This is a genomic window from Amycolatopsis ruanii (genome assembly GCF_003385175.1).
GTDB lineage: Bacteria > Actinomycetota > Actinomycetes > Mycobacteriales > Pseudonocardiaceae > Amycolatopsis_E > Amycolatopsis_E thermalba.
Genome location: NZ_PQHY01000007.1, coordinates 90,934 through 112,888, shown reverse-complemented (window position 1 = coordinate 112,888; position 21,955 = coordinate 90,934). Strand labels below are relative to the sequence as shown.

Here is a 21,955-nt window from a genome sequence, read left to right as displayed (position 1 = left end):
CGCGATGCACCCTGCCCTGAGACGGCTGATCACCGCCGCCGCGGTGACGGCCCTGCCGGTGCTCGGCCTCGCCGTGCCCGCCGCGGCACAGGCCGCGGACCCGGCCCTGGACTGGCACAACTACGAGAAGATCACGCTCACCAAGAACGTGGGCGAACCCATCGACCTGGCCGTGCTGCCGGACAACCGCGTGCTGCACACCGCGCGCAGCGGTGAGGTGCGGCTGACCGACCCGAAGACCGGCGTCACCAAGGTCGTCAGCACGATCCCCGTCTACCAGAACTCGGAGATGGGCCTGCAGACGGTGACGCTCGACCCGGGCTTCGCCGAGAACAACTGGGTCTACCTCTTCTACTCGCCGAAGCTGAACACCCCGCCCGGCTCGGCCCCGAACACGCTGCCCGCCGGCGCGGACGACTCGTACTGGAAGCAGTGGGAGGGCTACGACGTCCTGTCCCGGTTCAAGTGGACCGGCGAGTCGCTGGACCTGAGCACCGAGCAGGAGATCATCCGCATCCCCACCAACCGCGGCCAGTGCTGCCACGTGGCCGGCGACGTCGACTTCGACGCGCAGGGCAACCTGTACCTGTCGACCGGTGGCAACACCCCCGCCTCCGGCCCGAACGTCAACGGCTACACCCCGATCAACGACGCGCCCGGCTACAACCCCGGCCTCGACGAGCGCCGCGGCGCCGGCAACACCAACGACCTGCGCGGCAAGATCCTGCGCATCCACGTCAACGACGACGGCTCCTACACGATCCCCGAGGGCAACCTGTTCGCCCCCGGCACGCCGCTGACGCGGCCGGAGATCTTCGTGATGGGCCTGCGCAACCCGTTCCGGATGACCGTGGACAAAGCGACCGGCGCGGTGATGTGGGGCGACTACGGCCCCGACGCCGGCACCGCCGACCCGAACCGCGGCCCGATGGGCTACGTCGAATGGCAGATCACGACGAAGCCGATGAACTCGGGCTGGCCGTTCTGCACGGCCGACAACTCCCAGCCCTACCGGGACTTCGACTTCGCCACCCTCACCCCGGGCCCGGCGTTCGACTGCGCCGCGCCGGTGAACGACTCGCGCTGGAACACCGGTCTGCGCACGCTGCCGCCGTCCACCCCGGCCACCCTGTGGTACGGCGACAAGGACAGCGACCAGCCGTGGCCCGAGCTGACCGCGTTCCGCTCCAGCGGCGGCCAGGCCCCGATGGGCGGCCCGGTCTACCACTACGACGCGAACAACCCGTCGCCGACGAAGTTCCCGGCCTACTGGGACGGCAAGGCCTTCTTCGGCGAGTTCTCGCAGGACTACGTCGCCGCGTTCACCCTGGCCGGCCCGGACGGCCCGGTGACGAAGCTGGAGAACTTCCTGCCGAACAAGGATCTGTCCACGCTGGGCCAGCCGATCTGGGACAACCCGATGGACCTGGAGTTCGGCCCGGACGGCTCGCTCTACGTCCTGGACTACGGGGACGGCTTCTTCCGGCAGAACCCGGACGCCGGGCTGTACCGGATCGACTTCGCGCAGGGCAACAAGACCCCGACCGCGCGGATGACGGCGACCCCGTCGTCCGGGCAGGCGCCGCTCACGGTGTCCTTCGACGGCAGCACCTCCAGCGACCCCGAGGGTGCGGCGCTGACCTACGAGTGGGACTTCGACGGCAACGGCACCTTCGACGCCACCGGGCCGCGGGCGACCCACACCTACACCGCGAACGGGCAGGTGGAGGCCCGGTTGCGGGTCACCGACCCGGCGGGCAGGCACGGCCTGACCTCCCGGCAGGTCACCATCGGCAACACCGCGCCCACGGTCGGGCTGACCGCCCCGGCGCACGGCGGGTTCTTCGACTGGGGCGACGCGATCCCCTACGCGGTGACCGTCAACGACCCGGAGGACGGCACGACCCCGGTGTGCAGCCGCGTGTCGTGGGCGTTCGGCCTGGGCCACAACCAGCACGGGCACCCGGTCAACAGCGGCACCGGCTGCACCGGCGCCGTGGCCACGCCGACCGACGCCGGGCACGGTGAGACGGAGAACGTCTTCGGCGTGCTCAACGTGACCTACACCGACAACGGCGCGAACGGTGTGCCGCCGGCGACCGGTGAGGCGCAGGCGATCCTGAACCCGAAGCTCATGCAGGGCGAGCACGCCGACGAGTCGAGCGGCGTGACGATCACCGACGACTCCACCGCGTCCGGGCTGCGCGCGATCACCGGTTTCGACGCCGGTGACTGGCTGGCCTACGACCCGGTGAACTTCAGCGGCATCACCGGCGTGCAGACCAAGGCACGCGGCGCCGGCCAGCTGCAGCTGCGGTGGAACGCCGCCGACGCGGCGCCGTTCGCGACGATCGACGTCCCGGCCGGTGCGGGCTGGCGGACGGTGACCACACCGCTGTCCGGGCTGCCCTCGGGCGCCGGCAAGCTGTTCGTCACCTCCAGCGGCGGGGTCGACGTCGACGCCTTCACGTTCCAGGGCGCCGGGGTCGCGGACAAGACGCCGCCCACGGTGTCGGCCGCGCTGACGCCGTCGGCGCCGACCGGGGCGAACGGCTGGTACACGGGCAACGTCACGCTGACCGTGTCCGCCACCGACAACGGCACGGTGGCCAGCAGGCAGTACTCGGTGAACAACGGCGCCACGTGGGCCAACGCGGCCAACCCGGTGACGCTGTCGGCCGAGGGCACCACGACGGTGCTGTACCGGGCGACGGACAACGGCGGCAACGTGTCCGCGCCGGGCACGCTCACGGTCAAGATCGACAAGACCGCGCCCGCGGTGACGATCGGCGGGGTGACCGAGGGGCAGGCCTTCGGTGACGCCGCGGCCCTGACGCCGGTGGTCACCGCGACCGACGCCGCGTCCGGCGTGGGCACGGTCCAGGCCACGGTGGACGGACGGCCGGTCACGCCGGGCACGCCGCTGGAGCTGTGGCGGCTGCCGCTCGGGGCGCACCAGCTGTCGGTGACCGTGACCGACCGGGCCGGGCTCACCACGACCAAGGCCGTGAACTTCACGACCGGGACGTCGTTCGGTGACGTGCGCGCCCTGATCGACCGGTTCCGCGACGCCGGCGGGGTCACCAGGACGGGGGCGATGCAGTTGCACAACGCCCTCGACACGGCCCAGAAGCACGCCGACGCCGGGCGGATCAACGCCGCCCGGGACGCGCTGCGGAACTTCGCAGCCATCACCCAGGACCGCACCAAGGTCCCGGACCGGCTCGCCGCGGAGACTCTCCGTCGCGACGCCACCGCCCTGTCGGGAGCACTGAAGCCCTGACCGGGTGAACGCCAGGGCCACTCTCGGTGCCGGAAGCACCGAGAGTGGCCCTCTGGCAGGATCGGGAGTCATGCGCATCCGTCTGGTTCTCGCGGGCTTCGCGGCGGGCGCGGTGCTCGCCGCCTGCTTCGCACCGGACGAAGACGCGCCCGTCGAGCCGGCCGCGCCGAGCGTGGCGGCCCCGCCGGCGGAGGCGGGGTTCACCGTCGCGGCGACCGGGGACGTGCTGATCCACCCGGCGCTGACCGAACAGGCCGTCGCCGACGGCGGCGGGAAGCGCGACTACCGGCCGCTGCTGGCCGGGATCCGCGACGACATCAGCTCGGCCGATCTGGCGGTGTGCCACCTGGAAACGCCGCTCGCGCCCGAGGAGGGCCCGTTCCAGGGCTACCCGGAGTTCAGCGCACCGCCGGAGATCGCCGACGCGCTGGCCGACACCGGGTACGACGACTGCTCGACCGCGTCGAACCACACGATCGACACCGGCACCGCGGGCGTGAACCGGACGCTGGACGAGCTGGACGAGGCCGGGATCCGGCACACCGGCTCGGCGCGGACGGAGCAGGAGGCGCGCACGCCGCTGGTGCTGGACGTGCGCGGGGCCAAGGTCGGGCACGTGTCCTACACGTTCGGGTTCAACGGCAAGAAGCTGCCCGGCGGCAAGCAGTGGGTGTCGAACACGCTCGACACCGACGCCGTGCTCGCCGAGGCCCGGGCGGCGCGGGCGGCCGGGGCGCAGATGGTGATCGCGAGCCTGCACTGGGGTACGGAGTACCAGCACGAGCCGACGGCCGCGCAGCGGCAGATCGCGCAGCGGGTGCTGTCGGACCCGGCGGTGGACCTGATCATCGGCCACCACACGCACGTGGTTCAGCCGATGGAGAAGATCGGCGGCAAGTGGGTGGCCTACGGGCTGGGCAACTCGATCGCCCGGCACTCCGAGCCCCGCGGGACGACCGAGGAGGGCCTGATCGGGCGGTTCCACTTCACCCGTTCCGGCGCGGGATGGACGGTGGACCGGGCCGAGTACGTGCCGACGGTGATCGACCTGGGCCCCCCGATCCGGTTGCGCACCGCCGACGACCCCGCGCTGGACCGGTCACGCGCCGCGGAGGCGCTGGCGCGCACCGACCAGGTGGTGCTCAGCCGCGGCGCCGCCGCACACGGCCTGACCCGCGGCTGACCGCACCCGTCACGCGAACGCAGAACTCCTCACGCCCGCGAGTCCCACGCTCAGGCGCGTGAGTTCTGCGTTCGGGCGCGTGAGTTCTGCGTTCGGGGACGCGGTCAGGCGGGCTCCGGTGCGGGGCTGGGCACCGGGAAGCGCTCTCCCTCGTCGCTGCCGACCGGCAGCACCGCGCCGCCCTCCGACAGGTACGTGTCGAGGTTCGGGGCGTACCCGGCGACCATCGCCTGCCGCTGGACCGCGCTGGACGCCGCGTACTCGTGCGCGGTCGTGCCCAGGGTCCGCACGTGCGGGCGCATCAGCTTGTAGAACCCGGCGCGCGACTCGTGCGCCTGCCCCAGCGGGTCCGGCTCCGCGGTCGCGAACGCCCCCGGCTCGAACGCGAGCCCGTGCGCGCGCGCCCGCTCGACCATCCACAACAGACTGATGTCGGCCAGCGCGCGGTCCGGGTAGCCGCCGCCGACGTCGGAGTGCACCCCGGCGAACCAGACCTGCTCGACGCGCGTCCGGCCGCTCGACCGCCACAGCGCGGGCCGGAACGGCGGGCGGCGCTCGTCGATCGCGAGCGCCTGGCAGGCCGCGTCGATGCTCGAACTCAGCTCGGTGTCGTGGAACTGCCGCCGCCGGTTCACCAGGTTGACCAGCCGCAGCCCGGACAGCGGGATGCCGAGCGCCCCGACGGTGTCCCACACGCCGAGGAACCGGATCCGGGTCTCGCGCGAGTACGACCGGCGGAACAGCTCCGCGGCCGCCGAGCGCGGATGCGTTTTCGACCCGCGGGCGCGGTAGAGCGCGTACGCCTCGCCGATCCGGTCGTCGTGCTCGGGGCGCAGGATGCCGCAGTTGCGCACCAGCCCGGCGAGGCTGCGCGCGGTGTAGGCGCCGCGGCTGAACCCGAACAGGAACAGCTCGTCCCCCGGCTCGAAGGTGCGGACCAGGAACCGGTAGGCCTCGCGCACGGTGCGGGACAACCCGAACCCGAACGCCCCGCCCCACAGGCGCTCGCCGGGCCGGGTGCCGACGCCGGAGTGGTAGAACATCCGCTGCTCGCGGCCTGCCCCGTCGGACGGCGCGACCGCCAGCGCGACCCGGCACACGTTGGTCGGCGCCGGCTGGTCCGGCGTGTTCCAGGTCCCGTCGCAGCAGATCACCAGCCGCTTGGTCATGTCCCGCTCCCCTCGACGCCCGGATTGTCGCCGATCGAGTGCCGAGGGTTACTGCCCGGTCTTGCTACCAGGCGGTAGCATCGTTCGTCCCATCGGCTGACCTGCACGAACGCGAGGCAGCTTCAGGTTTGGTCCCGGCGCGTCAAGGGGGTGGGAAGTGCCGGACTACCGCAGCGCGCAGGCCCTGGCGGCCGCGCCCCGACAACTCGCGGCCGCCCTGGAGCCGCACACCCGGCCGCTCGCGGAGACGATCGTGCGCGAGGTGCGGCGGGAGGTGCCGGAGTACGCCGGCCCGCCCGGCGGCCGGTTCGCCCGCGCGCTGACCGAGGGCATCGAGGTCGCGGTGCGGCACTGCTTCCGCTGCATCGGCAACCCGCGCCCGGACCACAGCGAGTGGGTGCGGCAGTTCCGGCAGCGCGGGCGGCGCGAGTTCGCCGAGGGCCGCACGCTCGACGCCCTGCAGGCCGCGGTGCGCATCGGCGGCCGGGTCGCCTGGCAGTACCTGACCCCGGTGCTGCGCGACCTCGGCGCCGGCCCGCAGACCCTCACCACCGCGGCGGAGGCGATCTTCGCCTTCGTCGACGAGCTGTCCGCGACCGCGCTCGAAGGTTTCCAGGCGGCGCAGCACCCGCCCGGCTCCGCCCGCGACGAACTGCGCCGCCGGCTGGCCGCCCTGGTCCTGGCCGAGCCGCAGCCCGATCTCACCGGACCCGCCGCGGACGCGGGGTGGCGGCTGCCCGGGGAGGTTTCCGTCATCGCGCTCGCGCACGCCGAGGGCCTGCCCGCCGGCCGCCTCGGCGACGACGTCCTCGCCGGTCCGGACGGCGACCGCCCGTGCCTGATCACCCCGAGCCCGGAGCGGGCACTCGAGATCCTGTCCGGCAATTGGGAAAAACCCGCGCGCGCCGCGGTGTCGCCCCCGGTTCCGCTCGCCCTGGTCGACGCCGCGCACCGGCTGGCCCGCCGCGGCCTGGCGCTGCCCGGGGACGTCGTGTGGTGCGCCGACCACCTCGGCACGCTCTGGTTGCGTTCCCAGGACTTCCTCGCCGAGCGGCTGTCCGCGAAGTACCTGGCGCCGCTGGACGCGGTCAGCGACCGGCAGCGCGCCCGGCTCGGCGAAACCCTGCTCGCCTGGCTGGAAACCCGTGGTGGCGCACCGGAGATCGCGCGCCGTCTGCACGTGCATCCGCAGACCGTGCGGGCGCGGCTGCACCAGTTGCGCGAGCTGTTCGGCGACCGGCTGGACGACGCGGACACGCGGTTCGGCCTGCACCTGGTGCTGCGCAGGCGACTCGGGACCGGGGAGCGGGCTTTGTGAGGCACGCGCGAACCCGGCCCCGGCCGGGTGTCACCCGCTTCGACACTCGTCACCCGAACGGGTGGCGGAGGAATTCGGAGTGTGTCAACGGTTCTTGCCAACGCGGGCCGGGTGATGCCATGTTGGCTCCGCGAGCGGGTCACGATCAGCGTGCCGCCGGCGAAAAACTCCATCCACCGCCAGCGCTGCGGGTTCCCGAGCAGGGGTTGACATGACGATCGATGCCGACGTCCGGCCCGGACGCACCGCGCCGCCGCGGGCGCCGCACCCGCGCCGCCCGCCCGGCGAGGCCCGGGTGCTCGGCCGGGCCAGCGCGCTGTGGGCGTCGCTGCCGCGCGAGCTGACCAAGGTGTTCCGCCCGCACGCCGACGCGCTCACCCGGGTCATCCTGGCCGAGATCCAGCGCGCGGTGCCCGAGTACGCCCGGCCGCTGGAGGGCCCGTTCGGCGAGGTCATCGTGCGCGGCGTGCGGGAGGCGGTCGGGCAGTGCCTGGACAACCTCGGCAACCCGGCGGTGAACCAGGAGAACTGGATCGGCGTGTTCCGGCACCTGGGCCGCATCGAGTACAGCGAGGGCCGCCCGCTGGACCAGATCCAGACGGCCTACCGGGTCGGCGGGCTGGCGGCGTGGCGCTACATCGCCAAGGTCGGCCAGGCGCGCGGCCTGCCGTCGGACCTGCTCTACGTCGGCGCCGAGGCCGTACTGGCCTATGTGGACGAGATTTCCGCGTTGTCGGTGCAGGGCTACCGCGCCGCGCAGGCCCGCGCGGCCGGCACCCGCGCGCGGCAGCGCAGGCAGCTGCTCGGCCTGGTGCTGTCCGAGCCCGCGCCCGCGCCGCAGGCCGTCGAGGGACTGGCCGGCGCCGCCGGGTGGCATGTGCCGGACAAGGTCGTCGCGATGGCCCTGGAGCCGCGCCACGACCAGCACCGGCTGCCGCCGCCCGCGCTGCCCGCCGAGGTCCTCGCGGACCTGGAGAGCCCGCAGCCGTGCCTGCTCGCGGCCGCGCCACCGGAGGATTTGGAGGGGGCGCTGCGCGGCTGGCGGGTCGCGGTCGGGCCGCGGGTGCCCCTGGCGGAGGCCGCCGTGTCGCTGCGCTGGGCGCGCCGCGCGATGGAGCTGAGCGTGCGCGGCATCCTCCCGCGGACCCCGGTGCTGCACGCCGACGACCACCTGGCGACGCTGTGGCTGCTGGCCGACGAGTTCCTGATCGGACAGTTGCGGGAGAGGTGCCTGGCCCCGCTGCACGGGCTGACCGACAAGCAGCGCACCCGGCTCGGGCAGACGCTGCTGGCGTGGCTGCAGTCCAGCGGGAGCGCGCCGGAGATGGCGGAGCGGCTGGGCGTGCACCCGCAGACCGTGCGCTACCGGATGCGCCGGATCGAGGAGCTGTTCGGGGACCGCCTGAACGATCCCGAGCACCGCCTGCGGCTGGAGATCGCGCTGCGGGCCGCGGAACTGCTGACGCCGGACAGGACCTAGACGAGTAATGCGTAACTTGGTCAGTGGTCGTAGGCGGTCAGGGATCGGGTGATGGGTTGGCTTGTGGCGTGGTTGTGCCAGATGGCGGCGGTGAGGGCGAGTAGTCGTTGTGCGATGCGGACACCGACGCCTTCGATGGTGCGTCCGCCGTGCTGTTCCAGGTTCAGTTGGCCTTTGAGGGTGTCGTTGACTGACTCGATGAGCTGGCGGATGGACTTGAGCAGCGGTTCGCCGGGGTGGGGCTGGCGGTTGCGGTAGGAGGGCCGGATCAGCCGGACCCCCCGTTCGGTGAGGTAGCGGTCGAGTTCGCGGGAGACGTAGCCCTTGTCGGCGATGATCAGCAGGCCGGGGCGTTCGGTAAGCAGGTGAGGTTCGTGGTCGCAGATCGCCATGAGTACCTGCCGCTCGTCGATCTTCGGGTCGGCCAGAGCCCAGACGACCGGGAGTCCGGCCGGGGTGCAAATCAGGTGCAGGCGCAGGCCCCAGAACCAGCGGGAGTGCGAGCGGCAGAAGCCGTACTTGGCCCAACCGGCCAGGTCCGAGCGCTTTACGGTGGGCAAGGAGCGGCCACACTCCACCGGGGTCGAGTCGACGATCCAGGTGGCGTCGGTCCACAGGTCGGTGTCCGCCGCCAACCAGCGCATCACCTGTTTGACCAGTGGCAACGCGGCACGCAGGCGACGGTTGTAGCCGGACTGGCCGGGCAAGTACCGGAACGCGCCGGGCATCCGGGCGGGCAGGAACCGCAACCACCGGGCCTCGGAGGTGAACCCCAGCAGTGCCTGGGCCACGGCCAGGGTGACCAACTCGGCGTCGGTCAGTTTCGGTGGCCGGCCCAGCCGACGCCGGCCCGCCAAGCGGTCGTCAATCTTGACGTAGAGTGCGGTGAGAAGGGTGTTCAGGTCTGTCGTCACAAACGGATCTTGAACACCCTTCGCCCGTCTCCAGACACCACCCAGACTTCCGCATTACTCGTCTAGCGGCTACGGAGCCGCCGGGATGCCCGCCAGGTAGGCGTCCCGGCAGGCGCCGCGCGCGGGCTTGCCCGCCACGGTGCGCGGCAGCCAGCCCGGTGAGCCCACGTGCACGTCACGCACCCGCAGCTCGAAGCCGTCCGCGACGGCCTGTTCGATCGCCACCGCGCCGGCGAACGGGCCGTCCGATTCGGCCAGCACCACGACCTCCCCCTCGGCGACCGGGAAGACGATCACCGAGCCCGGCAGCAGCTCGGGCACGACCCGTTCGACCGTCGCCTCCACGGTTTCCGCCTGGATCTCCGCGTCCCCGGCCCGGAACCGGTTCGCCAGGCGCCCGAGGACGGTCAGCTCGCCGCCGGAGAGGAACCCGGCGTCGCCGGTGCGCAGCCACCAGCCCGGCTCGCCCGCCTCGGCGTCGTCGCGCAGCAGGGCGCAGAACGTCTCCGCCGACGCGGCGGGCCGCCGCCAGTACCCGCGCGCGACCGTCGGCCCGGTCACCCAGATCTCCCCCACCACGCCCGCGGGCAGCGAGCGCCGCGTCCGCAGGTCGGCGATCACCACGGAGCGGCCGGGCCGCCCGCTGGACATCGGGCCGTCTCCGACCGACACCAGGCCGGTGGCCTCCAGCAGCCCGTACGCGGCGCGGTGCGCGTCCGGGCGCAGGCCCGACCCGGGCAGCACCGCGCGATACCGCGCCGGTTCGCCCACGTCGAGCAGCGCACGGACGCCGCTGAGGTCCAGCCCCTCGGGCACCGGGCAGCGCGCGAGGAACGAGTTCGCCGCCGCGGTCACCGCGCCTGGGTGGGCCTCGAGCGCGCGCAGCCAGATCTCCGGGCGCTCCCGAACCTCCTCGGGCGGCAGGTGCACCACCGGGCAGCCGGCGAACACCGGCGCGGCCACGGCGAGCGGAAGTCCCAGCTGGCACAGCGGAAGCCAGTTGACGACCACGGCGGCCCGGTCGCCGAGCCGGAGCGCCTCGGCGGTGCGCGCGGCGCTGTCGACGAGACCGGCGTGGGTGAGCACCACCCCGACCGAGTCGGAGGTGTAGCACAGGCAGGCGTCGCCGGCGGGGTCCGGCTCGGCCAGGCCCGACTCCTCGGCGGGCACGGAGTCGATCGCGACGATCCGCCACACCTCGACCCCGGCGGTGTCCAGGAGCGCGCGGACGTCGAGCAGTTTTTCCCCGGTGGTGAGCACGATTTCCGGAGCGGCGTCAGTGATCGTCGCGGTGAGCCAGGCGTCGTCGCGCCCGGGCGCGAAGGCGGGCACCGCGACCAGGCCGGCGCGCAGGGTGGCGAGGAAGCCCACGACCCAGTCGACGCCCTCGTCGGCCAGGATCGCGGCGCGGACGCCGTCGAAGCTGAAGCGCCGCAGCCACGCGGCCACCGCGGTCACGCGCCGGTCGAGTTCGGCCCAGGTGAGCGAGCGGGTGGCGTCGGACACCGCGACGGCGTCCGGTTCCCGGCGGGCCCAGGTCGCGAGAAACTGCGGCAGGGATTGGGTCACGACGGGACCTTAGTGATCTTGCGAATGGGTGTCAAAACTTGTCAGCGCGGTGCCAGCGGAACGAATCGAGACTTGTCATCCGGGTGAGTGCGAAGCGGAAATCCGCAGCTCCACCGGGAATGCCAACTTCCCCGGGAAAACCCCTGCACCCGGTGACAAGTTTTCCGCCGCGCCTTGCCCGGCCATTTTCCGGTCATTAGATTACTCGCCGGTAATCCTTTCCGGCGAACAATCAACGGAGATTTCGATGAATCGGAAGAGCGTTGCGGGCGGATTTCTCTCCGGGTCGGTTCTGGCGGTTTCGGCCGCGGCCGGGCTGCTCGCCGGGGCCGGCACCGGCGCCGCCGGCCCGGCCTCGCTGACCCTGACCTACACCTGCCCGTTCCCGCTGATCGGCAACCAGCAGATCAGCGTCGTGATCAACGCCGACATCCCCGCCACCGCGACCGTGGGCCAGCCGACGCCCGAGTTCGGCATCGAGGCCGTCGCCACCGTGCCGGCGACCGCGACGGCGGGGCTGAACCTGGTCGGCGCCAAGACGGTCGAGGGCACCGCCCAGGCGTCCGCGACGGTCGCCGCCCCGGAGGCGACGCTGCCGGTCACGGTCCCGACGACGATCGCCCCCACCGCGATCCCCGCCTCCGGCGCCTTCGAGGTGACCGCGACCGGCACGACGCCGTCGCTGACGTTCACCCAGGCCGGCCCGGCGACCGTCTCGGTCGGCGACCTGCTGCTGACGCTGCACCCGAAGAAGGCCGACGGCTCCGACACCGGCCTCGGCACGTTCGACTCGCAGTGCACGCAGAACCCCGGCCAGGACAACGTGCTCGCGACCGTGCAGATCACGGAGGCCACCCCGGCCGCGACCGAGCAGCGGACCCGCTGACGCGCGTGCTGTCGCCGGCCCCGCGCGCCCGCGGGGCCGGCGGGGTGTGAAGGAACCCGTGATCGGGTACGCCCGCGGTGTGACACCGCGCAACGACGAGCCACTGGACCTGGGCGCCACGGAGATGTCGCCCGCCGAGGAGAACCGCGTCCGCGCCGAGCACGACCTCGACCGGCCGCGGGTGTTCGACGAGCGCAACGCGGTGGACGACCGCGCGGAAACGCGGTCGACCCTGTTGCCCGAGGAGGAGCACGCCGGCAGCGCCGACCCGGAGGCCCAGGCACGTGAGGTGCTGCGGGACTCCGACCTGCGCACGGAGGTCCCGGAGTCGGCGCCGGACACGATGATCGAGCGGCGCCGCCCGGAGGACACCGCCTGAAGACTGGTTCAACGCCGGCCCGCAGCAGGTGCGCGGAGGGCGCGGCTCAATCCGGCCGCACCCCGGTCACCGGCCCAGCACCGCCCATCCGTGCGGCGGCACCGTCGGCCACGGGGCCTTCCCGTCCGGCGACGAGGAGTCCAGCACCCGCAACCCATAGATGCCCACCGGGAATCGATACGGGTCGTCACCCGTGTTGAGCAACGTCAGGATCTCCTCGTCACCGTCGCGGGAGCGGAACGCCATCGCCCGGTTGGTGAGGTGCTCGACCTCCGTGCGCGCCCGCACCAGCCACGGGTTCCGCCGCCGCAGGCCGATCAGCCTCTGGTGCAGCCGGTACACCGGCCAGCCGTACGGCGCGAGCTGCCCCGCGCCGGCCGGGAACTCGGGGCGGATCTCGTCGTCCCCGCCCTCCCGTTCCTCCTTGACGCCGCGGAAGGCCTGCTCGTCGCCGTAGTACACGCTCGGCACGCCACCCACCGTGAACAGCACGGCCAGCGCGTGCGCCACGTGCCGCTCGTCGGGCAGCCGGCTCGCCAGCCGCGTCACGTCGTGGTTGCCGGTGAAGGTCTGCGGCACGAACGACTCCATCAGCTCGTCGTGCCGCTTGAGCGCCCACGACAGCTCGAAGAAGTTCCCGTCGTGCAGCGAGCTCCAGATCGCCTTCCACAGCTCGTACTGCGTCACCGAGTCCAGGCCGCTGCGCGCGACGTACCCCGCGTAATCGCCGTGCAGCACCTCGCCCACGAACCACGCGTCCGGGAACCGCTGCCGCACCCCGGGCAGCACCGCGGCCCAGAACTCCGGCCGTACCGCGTACGCCGCGTCCAGCCGCCACCCGGACACGCCGCGCCCGAGCCAGTGGCTCATCACCCGGCCCACGTAGTCCGCGACCGCCGGCTGCGTGTGGTCCAGCGCCACCAGGTGCTGGTGCCCCTCGAACACCGCGTGGCCGGAACCCTCGCGCCGGAACCACTCGGGATGCCCGAACTCGCGCGAAACGTGGTTGAAGACACCGTCCAGCACGATCCGCAGGCCGACGCCGTGCGCGGCGGCGACGAACCGGTCGAAATCGGCGTCGTCGCCCAGCCGCGGATCGATCCGGAAGTGGTCGACCGTGTCGTAGCCGTGGGTCCGCGACGCGAACACCGGCCCCAGCAGCAGGCCGGAACAGCCCAGCTCGACGGCGTAGTCGAGCCACGGCTCCAGCCGCGCCAGCCGGTGCTCGGGCCCGCTGCCCTCGGGCAGCGCCGACGGTGGGGCGCCGGTGAAGCCGAGCGGGTACACGTGCCACCAGATCGCGTGATCGGCCCAGCGCGCCATGCGTTCTCCTCGTCTCGTTCGTGTGGCGGCACCCGCCCCGGACCGGGATCCTGAACGGGTGGAACCCGACCTGATCGCCCTCGCGCACGCCCACGGAGTGGCCACCCGGTACGAGAACGCCGAGCAACGCGAGGTCGAGGTCGAGCCGGACGTCGTCGTCGCCGTCCTCGCCCAGTTCGGGGTGGACGCGTCCGGGCCGGACGCGATCCGCCGCGAGCTGGCCGCGGTCCGCGAACGCCGGGCGGCCACCGTGCTGCCCCCGACGCTCGTGCTGCGAGAAGGTACCGAACACGACGCGGGCGGGCCCGCTGTCCTGCATTTGGAGGACGGCACCCGCCGGGAGATCGGCCGGATGATCCCCGCCGATCTGCCGCTGGGCTGGCACCGCGTGGAGACCGCCGGGCAGGAGATCACCCTCGCCGTCGTGCCGCACCGCCTGCCCGAGGTGCCGCCGGCCTGGGGCTGGATGCTGCAGCTGTACTCGCTGCGCTCGGACGCCTCGTGGGGCGCCGGGGACTTCGGCGACCTGGCCGAGTTCGCCCGGCGCTCGACCGCCGAGCTGGGCGCCGGGGTGCTGCTGGTCAACCCGGTGCAGGCGATCAGCCCGGTCCACCCGGTCGAACGCTCCCCGTACTCGCCGGCCAGCCGCCGCTACGCCAACCCGCTCTACCTGCGGGTCACCGGCACGCCCGAGTTCGCCCGCGCCGGCGAGGACCTGCGCGCGCGGGTGCTGGCCCTGCGGCCGGACAACGCGGACCTGATCGACTACGATGCCATCTGGAGCGCCAAGCTGGCCGCGCTCGAACTGCTGTGGCCGCTGCACGAGCCCACCGCGCTGGACGAGGCCGTGCGCGACTTCGCGACGTTCTGCGCGCTGGCCGAGCGGCACGGCCCGGACTGGCGCGAATGGCCGGAACCGCTGCGCGATCCGCGCGGCGATGCGGTCGCCGCCGCGCGCACCGAGCTGGCCGGCCGGATCGCCTTCCACGGCTGGCTGCAGCAGCTGTGCGAGGACCAGCTCGGCCGGGCCCGCGAGGCGGCCGGGGCGATGCCGGTGGGGATCGTGCACGACCTGCCGGTCGGCGTGCACCCCGGCGGCGCGGACACCTGGGCGCTGGGGGACGCGTTCGCGGCCGAGGTGACCGTCGGCGCGCCGCCGGACGCCTTCAGCCAGCAGGGCCAGGACTGGAACCTGCCGCCGTTCCGCCCGGACCGGCTGGCCGAGCTGGGCTACGCGCCCTTCCGCGACGTCATCCGCGGCGTCCTGCGGCACGCCGACGGCATCCGGATCGACCACGTCGCCGGGCTGTGGCGGCTGTGGTGGATCCCACCGGGCGAGCCGCCCTCCCGCGGCACCTACGTGCACTACGACGCCGAGGCGATGCTGGGCATCCTCGCGCTGGAGGCGCACCGCGCGGGCGCGGTGGTCGTCGGCGAGGACCTGGGCACGGTCGAGGCCGCGGTGACCAAGACCCTGCACGAGCGCGGGGTGCTCAGCTCCGCGGTGCTGTGGTTCCAGCGGGACTACGACTCCCCCGGTCACCCGTTCGTGCCGCCCGCCGAGTGGGACCGCGACGCGATGGCGAGCATCACCACCCACGACCTGCCGACCGTGGCCGGGTGGCTCGCGGGCGAGCACGTGCGGGTGCGGGCCGAGCTGGGGCTGCTCGACGGGCCGCCGGAGAAGGAGGCGGCGAGCGCCGCGGCCGAACGGTCCGACCTGCTCGCGTTCATCGCCGAGCAGGGCATCCCGGGCGACGACCCGGTGACGGCGTTGCACACCCTGCTCGCCTCCGCCGCGTCGCGCCTGCTGCTGACCGCGCCGGCCGACGTGATCGGCGAGCGGCGCCAGCCCAACCTGCCCGGCACCACGGACGAGTACCCGAACTGGCGGATTCCCTTGCCCGTCGCGGTGGAAGCGTTCTTCGCGGACGCACGAGTGCGCCATGTCGTGGAGTATTTGCGCGCCGCGCGCCCGTTGGCCGGGCGAAGCGCGTGAAGACCGCTAGATTGGGCACACGTCGGACATCACGGCTCGCTCAACGCTAGAAGGAGAACCTGTGCCGCCCTGGCCCGGAATGCCCTACCCGCTCGGCGCCACCTACGACGGTGTGGGCACCAACTTCGCCCTCTTCTCGGAGGTCGCGGAGTTCGTCGAGCTGTGCCTGATCGACGCCGACGGCACCGAGGAACGGCACCGCCTCACCGAGGTCGACGGGTTCGTCCACCACGGGTACCTGCTCGGTGTCGGTCCCGGTCAGCGCTACGGCTACCGCGTGCACGGTCCCTACGACCCGTCGCGCGGCCTGCGCTGCAACCCGAACAAGCTGCTGATCGACCCCTACGCCAAGGCGATCGCCGGTCACATCGACTGGGACGAGGCGCTGTTCGCCTACCCGTTCGGCAAACCGGACGAGCGCAACGACGCCGATTCGGCGGCGCACGTGCCGCACGCGGTGGTGGTCAACCCGTTCTTCGACTGGGGTGACGACCGGCCGCCGCGCACGCCCTACAACGAGACGGTGATCTACGAGGCGCACGTGCGCGGCCTCACCATGAACCACCCGGAGGTGCCGCCGCGGCTGCGCGGCACCTACGCCGGCCTGGCGCACCCGGCGGTCATCGAGCACCTGACGAAGCTCGGCGTCACGGCGATCGAGCTGATGCCGGTGCACCAGTTCATCACCGACCACGGCCTCGCCGAGAAGGGCCTGCGCAACTACTGGGGCTACAACACGATCGGGTTCTTCGCCCCGCACGAGGGCTACGCGGCGCTGCCCGAGCAGGCCGGCCAGGTGCAGGAGTTCAAAGGCATGGTCAAGGCCCTGCACGAGGCCGGCATCGAGGTCATCCTCGACGTGGTCTACAACCACACCGCCGAGGGCAACCACCTCGGCCCCACGCTGTCCATGCGCGGCATCGACAACCAGGCCTACTACCGGCTGGTCGAGGACGAGCCGCAGTACTACATGGACTACACCGGCACCGGCAACTCGCTGAACGTGCGCAACCCGCACACCCTGCAGCTCATCATGGACTCGTTGCGGTACTGGGTCACCGAGATGCACGTCGACGGGTTCCGGTTCGACCTCGCCGCCACCCTGGCCCGCGAGTTCTACGACGTCGACCGGCTGTCCACGTTCTTCGACCTGGTGCAGCAGGACCCGACGGTGAGCCGGGTCAAGCTGATCGCGGAGCCGTGGGACGTCGGGCCGGGCGGTTACCAGGTCGGCAACTTCCCTCCACTGTGGACGGAGTGGAACGGCCAGTTCCGGGACACCGTGCGGGACTTCTGGCGCGGCGAGCCGGCCACGCTCGGCGAGTTCGCCTCGCGGCTGACCGGATCATCCGACCTGTACCAGGACGACGGCCGCCGCCCGTACGCCTCGATCAACTTCGTCACCGCGCACGACGGCTTCACGCTGCAGGACCTGGTGTCCTACAACACCAAGCACAACGAGGCCAACGGCGAGGACGGCCGTGACGGCGCCGACGACAACCGCTCGTGGAACTGCGGTGTCGAGGGCGAGACCGACGACGAAGAGGTGCTCGCGCTGCGGGCGAAGCAGCGCCGCAACATGCTCGCCACCCTGCTGCTGTCGCAGGGCGTGCCGATGCTGCTGCACGGCGACGAAATGGGCCGCACCCAGCGGGGCAACAACAACGTCTACTGCCAGGACAACGAGATCTCCTGGATGGACTGGTCGCTGGCCAAGGCCAACGCCGACCAGGTCGAGTTCGCCGCCGCGCTGGCCGCCTTCCGCAAGAAGCACCCGGTGTTCCGGCGCCGCCGCTTCTTCGCGGGCAAGCCCATCGGCAAGGGTGAGGAGCTGCGCGACATCGCCTGGTTCACCCCGTCCGGCGAGGAGATGAAGGAGCAGAACTGGGACGACGGCTTCGGCAAGGCCATCGTCGCGTTCCTCAACGGCGAGGGCATCAACGACCTCGACCCGCGCGGCATGAAGGTCACCGACGACTCGTTCCTGCTGGCGTTCAACGCGCACTACGAGGACATCGAGCTGGTGCTGCCGGGCGCCGACTACGGCGCGGGCTGGGCGGTGGTGGTCGACACCGAGGCCGGCACGGTCGCCGAGGAGCCGGGTGAGCCGGTGCCCGCGGGCGGCACGCTGAACCTGCCCGCCCGCTCGCTCGTGGTGCTGCAGCGGGTGGACGCATGAGACCCTCCGCCACCTACCGGGTCCAGCTGCGCCCGGAGTTCACCTTCGCCGACGCCGCCGACCGCATCCCCTACCTGCGCGAGCTCGGCGTGGGCGCGCTCTACGCCTCGCCGGTGCTGGACGCCACGCCCGGTTCGACCCACGGCTACGACGTGGTCGACCCGACGCGGGCACGGCCGGAGCTGGGCGGCGAGGACGCGCGGCGGGCGCTGGCGAAGCGGCTGCGCGAGGCCGGGCTCGGGTTCGTCGTGGACATCGTGCCCAACCACATGGCGGTCGAGGTCGCCAAGGCGAACCCGTGGTGGTGGGACGTGCTGCGGCACGGCCCCGGCTCGGCCCACGCCGACTACTTCGACATCGACTGGCGGCGCGGCAAGGTGCTGCTGCCCGTCCTCGGGGACGACGCCGACGTGGCCGGGCTGCGGGTCGAGGGCGAGGAACTCGTCTACTACGAGCACCGGTTCCCGATCGCGCCCGGCACCGGGCAGGGCAGCCCCGAGGAGGTGCACGCGCGGCAGCACTACGAGCTGGTGGGCTGGCGGCGCGGCAACGCGGAGCTGAACTACCGCCGCTTCTTCGACATCACCACGCTCGCCGCGGTGCGGGTCGAGCTGCCCGACGTCTTCCAGGCCACGCACGGCGAGGTGCTGCGCTGGGTCGCCGAGGGCGAGGTCACCGGGCTGCGCGTGGACCACCCGGACGGCCTGGCCGATCCGGGCGGCTACATGCGGATGCTGCGCGCGGGCGCGCCGGAGGCGTGGCTGGTGGTGGAGAAGATCCTGCACCCGGGTGAGGACCTGCCGCAGAGCTGGCCGGTGGACGGCACCACCGGCTACGACGCGCTGCGGGAGATCACCGGGCTGCTGGTCGACCCGGCCGGGGAGGCGCCGCTGACCGAGCTGGCCCGGTGGCTGGGCCAGCCGGTGGACTACGCCGAGGTCGAGGACCGGGCGCGGCGCCTGGTGACCGACCGGATCCTGGTGGCCGAGGTGCGCCGGATCGCCGCGCTGGTGCGCGGCGTGGAACCCGAGGCGGCACAGGGCGCGGTGGCCGAGACGATGATCGCGTTCCCGGTGTACCGGTCCTACCTGCCCGAGGGCGCGGCGCACTGGGCGGCCGCGATCGCCGCCGCCCGCGCCGCGCGGCCCGATCTCGCCGAGGCGATCGACGCGCTGGACTTCCAGGTGCGCGAGGACCCGCGCGGCGAGCTGGCCACCCGCATCCAGCAGACGTCCGGCATGGTGGTCGCCAAGGGCACCGAGGACACCACCTTCTACCGTTACACGCGCTTCGCCGCGCTCAACGAGGTCGGCGGCTCCCCCCACGACTTCGGCTCCTCCGTGGACGCCTTCCACGCGATGGCCGCCGCGCGCGAGGCCGGCTGGCCGGCGGCGATGACCACGCTGACCACGCACGACACCAAGCGGTCCGAGGACGTGCGGGCCCGGCTGGCGGTGCTGTCGGAGGTGGCGGGCGCCTTCGCCGAGGCGGTGACCCGGTGGACCGCGCGGCGCGGGATCGACGAGCCGTCGCTGAACCTGCTGGCGTGGCAGACGCTGGTGGGCGCCTGGCCGATCACCCCGGACCGGCTGCGCGGCTACCTGGACAAGGCGGCCAAGGAGAGCAAGCTCCGCACCACCTGGACCGACCACGACGAGGAGTTCGAGCGGGCGGTCGCGGCCTGGCCGGACGAGGTCCTCGGCGACGCGGACCTGGCGGCCGAGGTCGAGGAGTTCGTCGAGCGGGTGCGCGGCCCGGGGTGGTCGAACTCCCTGGCGCAGAAGCTGATCCAGCTCACCGCGCCCGGCGTGCCGGACGTCTACCAGGGCACCGAGCTGTGGGACCTGTCGCTGGTCGACCCGGACAACCGGCGGCCGGTGGACTACGCGCTGCGCGCCAGGCTGCTGGAGGAGATCGCGGGCGGGTGGCTGCCGCCGGTCGACTCCTCCGGTGCGGCGAAGCTGCTCGTCGTGCACCGGGCGCTGACCCTGCGCCGGGACCGCCCGGAGCTGTTCACCGGCTACCGCCGCCTGCACGCCGAGGGCCCGGCCGCCGCGCACGCGGTCGCCTTCGAGCGCAGCGGGCTGATCACGGTGGCCACGCGGCTGCCGGTGGGGCTCGCCGAGGGCGGCGGCTGGCGGGACACGGTCGTGCCGCTGCCCGCCGGTGCGTGGACCGACGCGATCACCGGGGCGGCGGTCACCGGTGAGCTGTCCGCAATGCTGGCGCGGTACCCGGTCGCCCTGCTGGTGCGAGGAGAGTCATGACGTTCCGCGTGTGGGCCCCCGCGGCTTCCCGGGTCCGCGTGCGCACCGGGGGCGCCGACCACGAGATGACCGCCGGGGGCGGCGGCTGGTGGTTCTCCGACGTGCCCGCGCCGCCGGGCGCCGACTACGCGTTCGTGCTCGACGACGATGAGAAAGCGCTTCCCGATCCGCGCTCGGCCTGGCAGCCGCAGGGTGTGCACGGGCCGTCGCGGATCTACGACCACTCCGCGTTCGCCTGGACCGACGCCTCGTGGACCGGACGCGCCCTGCCCGGCGGGGTGATCTACGAGCTGCACATCGGCACGTTCACGCCCGAGGGCACGTTCGACGCGGCGATCGAGCGGCTGGACCACCTGGCCGGCCTCGGGGTCACGTTCGTCGAGGTGCTGCCGGTCAACTCCTTCGACGGCACCGACGGCTGGGGGTACGACGGCGTGCTGTGGGGCGCGGCGCACGAGCCCTACGGCGGGCCGGACGGGTTCAAGCGGTTCGTCGACGCCTGCCACGCGCGGGGCCTGGCCGTGGTGCTCGACGTGGTCTACAACCACCTCGGGCCGTCCGGGGCGTACCTGGACCGGTTCGGGCCGTACTTCGCCGGGCGGAACGACTGGGGTCCCGGGCTGAACCTCGACGGGGAGGGCTCCGACGAGGTCCGCCGGTACGTGCTGGACAACGCGCTGGGCTGGCTGCGCGACTTCCACGTCGACGCGCTGCGGCTGGACGCGGTGCACGCGCTGAACGACCGGCGGGCCACGCACCTGCTGGAGGAGCTGGCCGTGGAGGTGGAGGCGCTGTCCGCGGCGGTGCGGCGGCCGCTGACGCTGATCGCCGAGTCGGACCTCAACGACCCGCGGCTGGTCACCGCGCGCGAGGGCGGCGGGTACGGGCTGCACGCCCAGTGGTGCGACGACCTGCACCACGCGCTGCACGTGACGCTGTCCGGGGAGACCAGCGGGTACTACGCCGACTTCGGCGCGCCCGGGGCGCTGGAGCGGACGCTGCGGCAGGCGTTCTTCCACGCCGGCACGTGGTCGTCGTTCCGGGAGCGGACGCACGGCCGCCCGGTGGACACGCGGACCGTTCCCGGCCACCGGTTCCTGATCTACCTGCAGAACCACGACCAGATCGGCAACCGGGCGACCGGCGACCGGTTGTCCGCCTCGGTGTCCCCCGGCCGGCTGGCCTGCGGCGCGGCGATCGTGTTCTGCTCGCCGTACACGCCGATGGTGTTCATGGGCGAGGAGTGGGCGGCGAGCACGCCGTGGCAGTTCTTCGCCTCGTTCCCCGACCCGGAGCTGGCGGAGGCGGTCCGGACGGGCCGCCGGCGCGAGTTCGCGCGCCACGGCTGGGGCGAGGCCGAGGTGCCGGACCCGATGGACCGGGCGACGGTGGAGCGGTCGCGGCTGGACTGGTCGGAGCCGGGCAAGGAGGGGCACCGCAAGATGCTCGAGCTGTACCGGTCGCTGATCGCGCTGCGCCGGTCCCGGCCCGAGCTGGCGGACCCGTGGCTGGACCGGTTCGCGGTGCACGCCGACGACGCGCTGCTGGTACTGGACCGCGGCGCGCTGCGCTTGGTGTGCAACTTCGGCCCCGAGCCGGCCGACCTGGGCGAACCCGCGGGCGAGGTCCTCGCGTCGTGGGGCGCCGCCACCGCCACCCACCTGCCCCCGGACACGTTCGTCCTGATCGACACCGCCCGGCGGTGACCGACCCTCATCACCCCACCGGGGCGAACGACCCGGCAAGGTGCCGCTTCCCCGGGGAGCGGCCACCGCCGCGCACCCGCCCCCGGACACCTTCGTCCTGACCGACACCACCCGCCGGTGACCGACCCGCCACCACCCCACGCAGCCGGCCCGTGCCCACCCGCACCTGGGCGAACAACCCCGCGAGGTGCCGCTATCCCGGGGTGCGGCCACCCACCATCCACCCGCCCCCGGATGATCGACACCGCCCGGCGGTGACCAAACCCTCACCACCCCGTAGCGGGCCTGGCCAGCCCGCCA

At 73.0% G+C, this 21,955-nt stretch carries 14 protein-coding genes; 10 read left to right on the top strand and 4 right to left on the bottom strand.

Going from position 1 to position 21,955, the window contains the following annotated elements; all coding sequences use genetic code 11:
• Nucleotides 1-4: 4 nt before the first annotated feature.
• On the top strand, nucleotides 5-3,283 hold the full coding sequence (locus tag D0D28_RS05980) for a PQQ-dependent sugar dehydrogenase (protein ID WP_240323104.1): 3,279 nt from the start codon (nucleotides 5-7) through the stop codon (nucleotides 3,281-3,283).
• A 70-nt stretch (nucleotides 3,284-3,353) separates the two neighbouring features.
• A complete protein-coding gene (locus tag D0D28_RS05975) occupies nucleotides 3,354-4,466 on the top strand; it encodes a CapA family protein (protein ID WP_116109994.1) in 1,113 nt (370 codons plus the stop codon).
• A 104-nt stretch (nucleotides 4,467-4,570) separates the two neighbouring features.
• Here D0D28_RS05975 and D0D28_RS05970 read toward each other — a convergent pair whose 3' ends face one another.
• A complete protein-coding gene (locus D0D28_RS05970; RefSeq protein WP_116109993.1) occupies nucleotides 4,571-5,635 on the bottom strand; it encodes a DUF2235 domain-containing protein in 1,065 nt (354 codons plus the stop codon).
• A 157-nt stretch (nucleotides 5,636-5,792) separates the two neighbouring features.
• Between D0D28_RS05970 and D0D28_RS05965 the strand changes: the two genes are divergently transcribed.
• Entirely contained in the window at nucleotides 5,793-6,953 is a 1,161-nt protein-coding gene (locus D0D28_RS05965; RefSeq protein WP_116109992.1) for a PucR family transcriptional regulator, read from the top strand.
• A 211-nt stretch (nucleotides 6,954-7,164) separates the two neighbouring features.
• Nucleotides 7,165-8,433 (top strand): PucR family transcriptional regulator, encoded by a 1,269-nt coding sequence (locus D0D28_RS05960; protein WP_240323103.1) that lies wholly within the window; start codon nucleotides 7,165-7,167, stop codon nucleotides 8,431-8,433.
• 20 nt (nucleotides 8,434-8,453) lie between these two features.
• On the opposite strand, the gene D0D28_RS05955 is transcribed toward D0D28_RS05960, so the two are convergent.
• Both D0D28_RS05955 and D0D28_RS05950 read right to left on the bottom strand, forming a co-directional pair.
• The gene (locus D0D28_RS05955) at nucleotides 8,454-9,347 is read right to left on the bottom strand and encodes an IS982 family transposase (protein WP_116109991.1); all 894 of its coding nucleotides are present in this window, start codon (nucleotides 9,345-9,347) and stop codon (nucleotides 8,454-8,456) included.
• 69 nt (nucleotides 9,348-9,416) lie between these two features.
• A complete protein-coding gene (locus tag D0D28_RS05950) occupies nucleotides 9,417-10,916 on the bottom strand; it encodes an AMP-binding protein (protein ID WP_116109990.1) in 1,500 nt (499 codons plus the stop codon).
• A 247-nt stretch (nucleotides 10,917-11,163) separates the two neighbouring features.
• Between D0D28_RS05950 and D0D28_RS05945 the strand changes: the two genes are divergently transcribed.
• Complete coding sequence (locus D0D28_RS05945) at nucleotides 11,164-11,802, top strand: DUF6801 domain-containing protein (protein WP_116109989.1); 639 nt, start codon at nucleotides 11,164-11,166, stop codon at nucleotides 11,800-11,802.
• A gap of 79 nt (nucleotides 11,803-11,881) precedes the next feature.
• A complete protein-coding gene (locus D0D28_RS05940; RefSeq protein WP_094007148.1) occupies nucleotides 11,882-12,181 on the top strand; it encodes a hypothetical protein in 300 nt (99 codons plus the stop codon).
• A gap of 66 nt (nucleotides 12,182-12,247) precedes the next feature.
• On the opposite strand, the gene D0D28_RS05935 is transcribed toward D0D28_RS05940, so the two are convergent.
• Complete coding sequence (locus D0D28_RS05935; protein ID WP_116109988.1) at nucleotides 12,248-13,504, bottom strand: alpha-amylase family protein; 1,257 nt, start codon at nucleotides 13,502-13,504, stop codon at nucleotides 12,248-12,250.
• A gap of 58 nt (nucleotides 13,505-13,562) precedes the next feature.
• On the opposite strand from D0D28_RS05935, the gene malQ reads away from it, so the two are divergent.
• The 4 genes from malQ to treZ all read left to right on the top strand — a co-directional run bounded on the left by malQ (nucleotide 13,563) and on the right by treZ (nucleotide 21,655).
• Nucleotides 13,563-15,503, top strand: coding sequence for a 4-alpha-glucanotransferase (malQ, locus tag D0D28_RS05930; RefSeq protein WP_116109987.1), 1,941 nt, complete (start codon nucleotides 13,563-13,565; stop codon nucleotides 15,501-15,503).
• 61 nt (nucleotides 15,504-15,564) lie between these two features.
• Complete coding sequence (gene glgX, locus D0D28_RS05925) at nucleotides 15,565-17,682, top strand: glycogen debranching protein GlgX (protein WP_094006975.1); 2,118 nt, start codon at nucleotides 15,565-15,567, stop codon at nucleotides 17,680-17,682.
• Nucleotides 17,679-19,949 (top strand): malto-oligosyltrehalose synthase, encoded by a 2,271-nt coding sequence (gene treY, locus D0D28_RS05920; RefSeq protein WP_116109986.1) that lies wholly within the window; start codon nucleotides 17,679-17,681, stop codon nucleotides 19,947-19,949. The genes glgX and treY overlap by 4 nt, the downstream gene beginning before the upstream one ends.
• Complete coding sequence (treZ, locus tag D0D28_RS05915) at nucleotides 19,946-21,655, top strand: malto-oligosyltrehalose trehalohydrolase (protein ID WP_094006971.1); 1,710 nt, start codon at nucleotides 19,946-19,948, stop codon at nucleotides 21,653-21,655. The genes treY and treZ overlap by 4 nt, the downstream gene beginning before the upstream one ends.
• Nucleotides 21,656-21,955 lie beyond the last annotated feature (300 nt).

Coding starts and splice junctions, on each gene's coding strand:
- D0D28_RS05980 (WP_240323104.1), top strand. CDS start 5: ATGCACCCTGCCCTGAGACGGCTGATCACCGCCGCCGCGGTGACGGCC.
- D0D28_RS05975 (WP_116109994.1), top strand. CDS start 3,354: ATGCGCATCCGTCTGGTTCTCGCGGGCTTCGCGGCGGGCGCGGTGCTC.
- D0D28_RS05970 (WP_116109993.1), bottom strand. CDS start 5,635: ATGACCAAGCGGCTGGTGATCTGCTGCGACGGGACCTGGAACACGCCG.
- D0D28_RS05960 (WP_240323103.1), top strand. CDS start 7,165: ATGACGATCGATGCCGACGTCCGGCCCGGACGCACCGCGCCGCCGCGG.
- D0D28_RS05945 (WP_116109989.1), top strand. CDS start 11,164: ATGAATCGGAAGAGCGTTGCGGGCGGATTTCTCTCCGGGTCGGTTCTG.
- D0D28_RS05935 (WP_116109988.1), bottom strand. CDS start 13,504: ATGGCGCGCTGGGCCGATCACGCGATCTGGTGGCACGTGTACCCGCTC.
- treY (WP_116109986.1), top strand. CDS start 17,679: ATGAGACCCTCCGCCACCTACCGGGTCCAGCTGCGCCCGGAGTTCACC.
- treZ (WP_094006971.1), top strand. CDS start 19,946: ATGACGTTCCGCGTGTGGGCCCCCGCGGCTTCCCGGGTCCGCGTGCGC.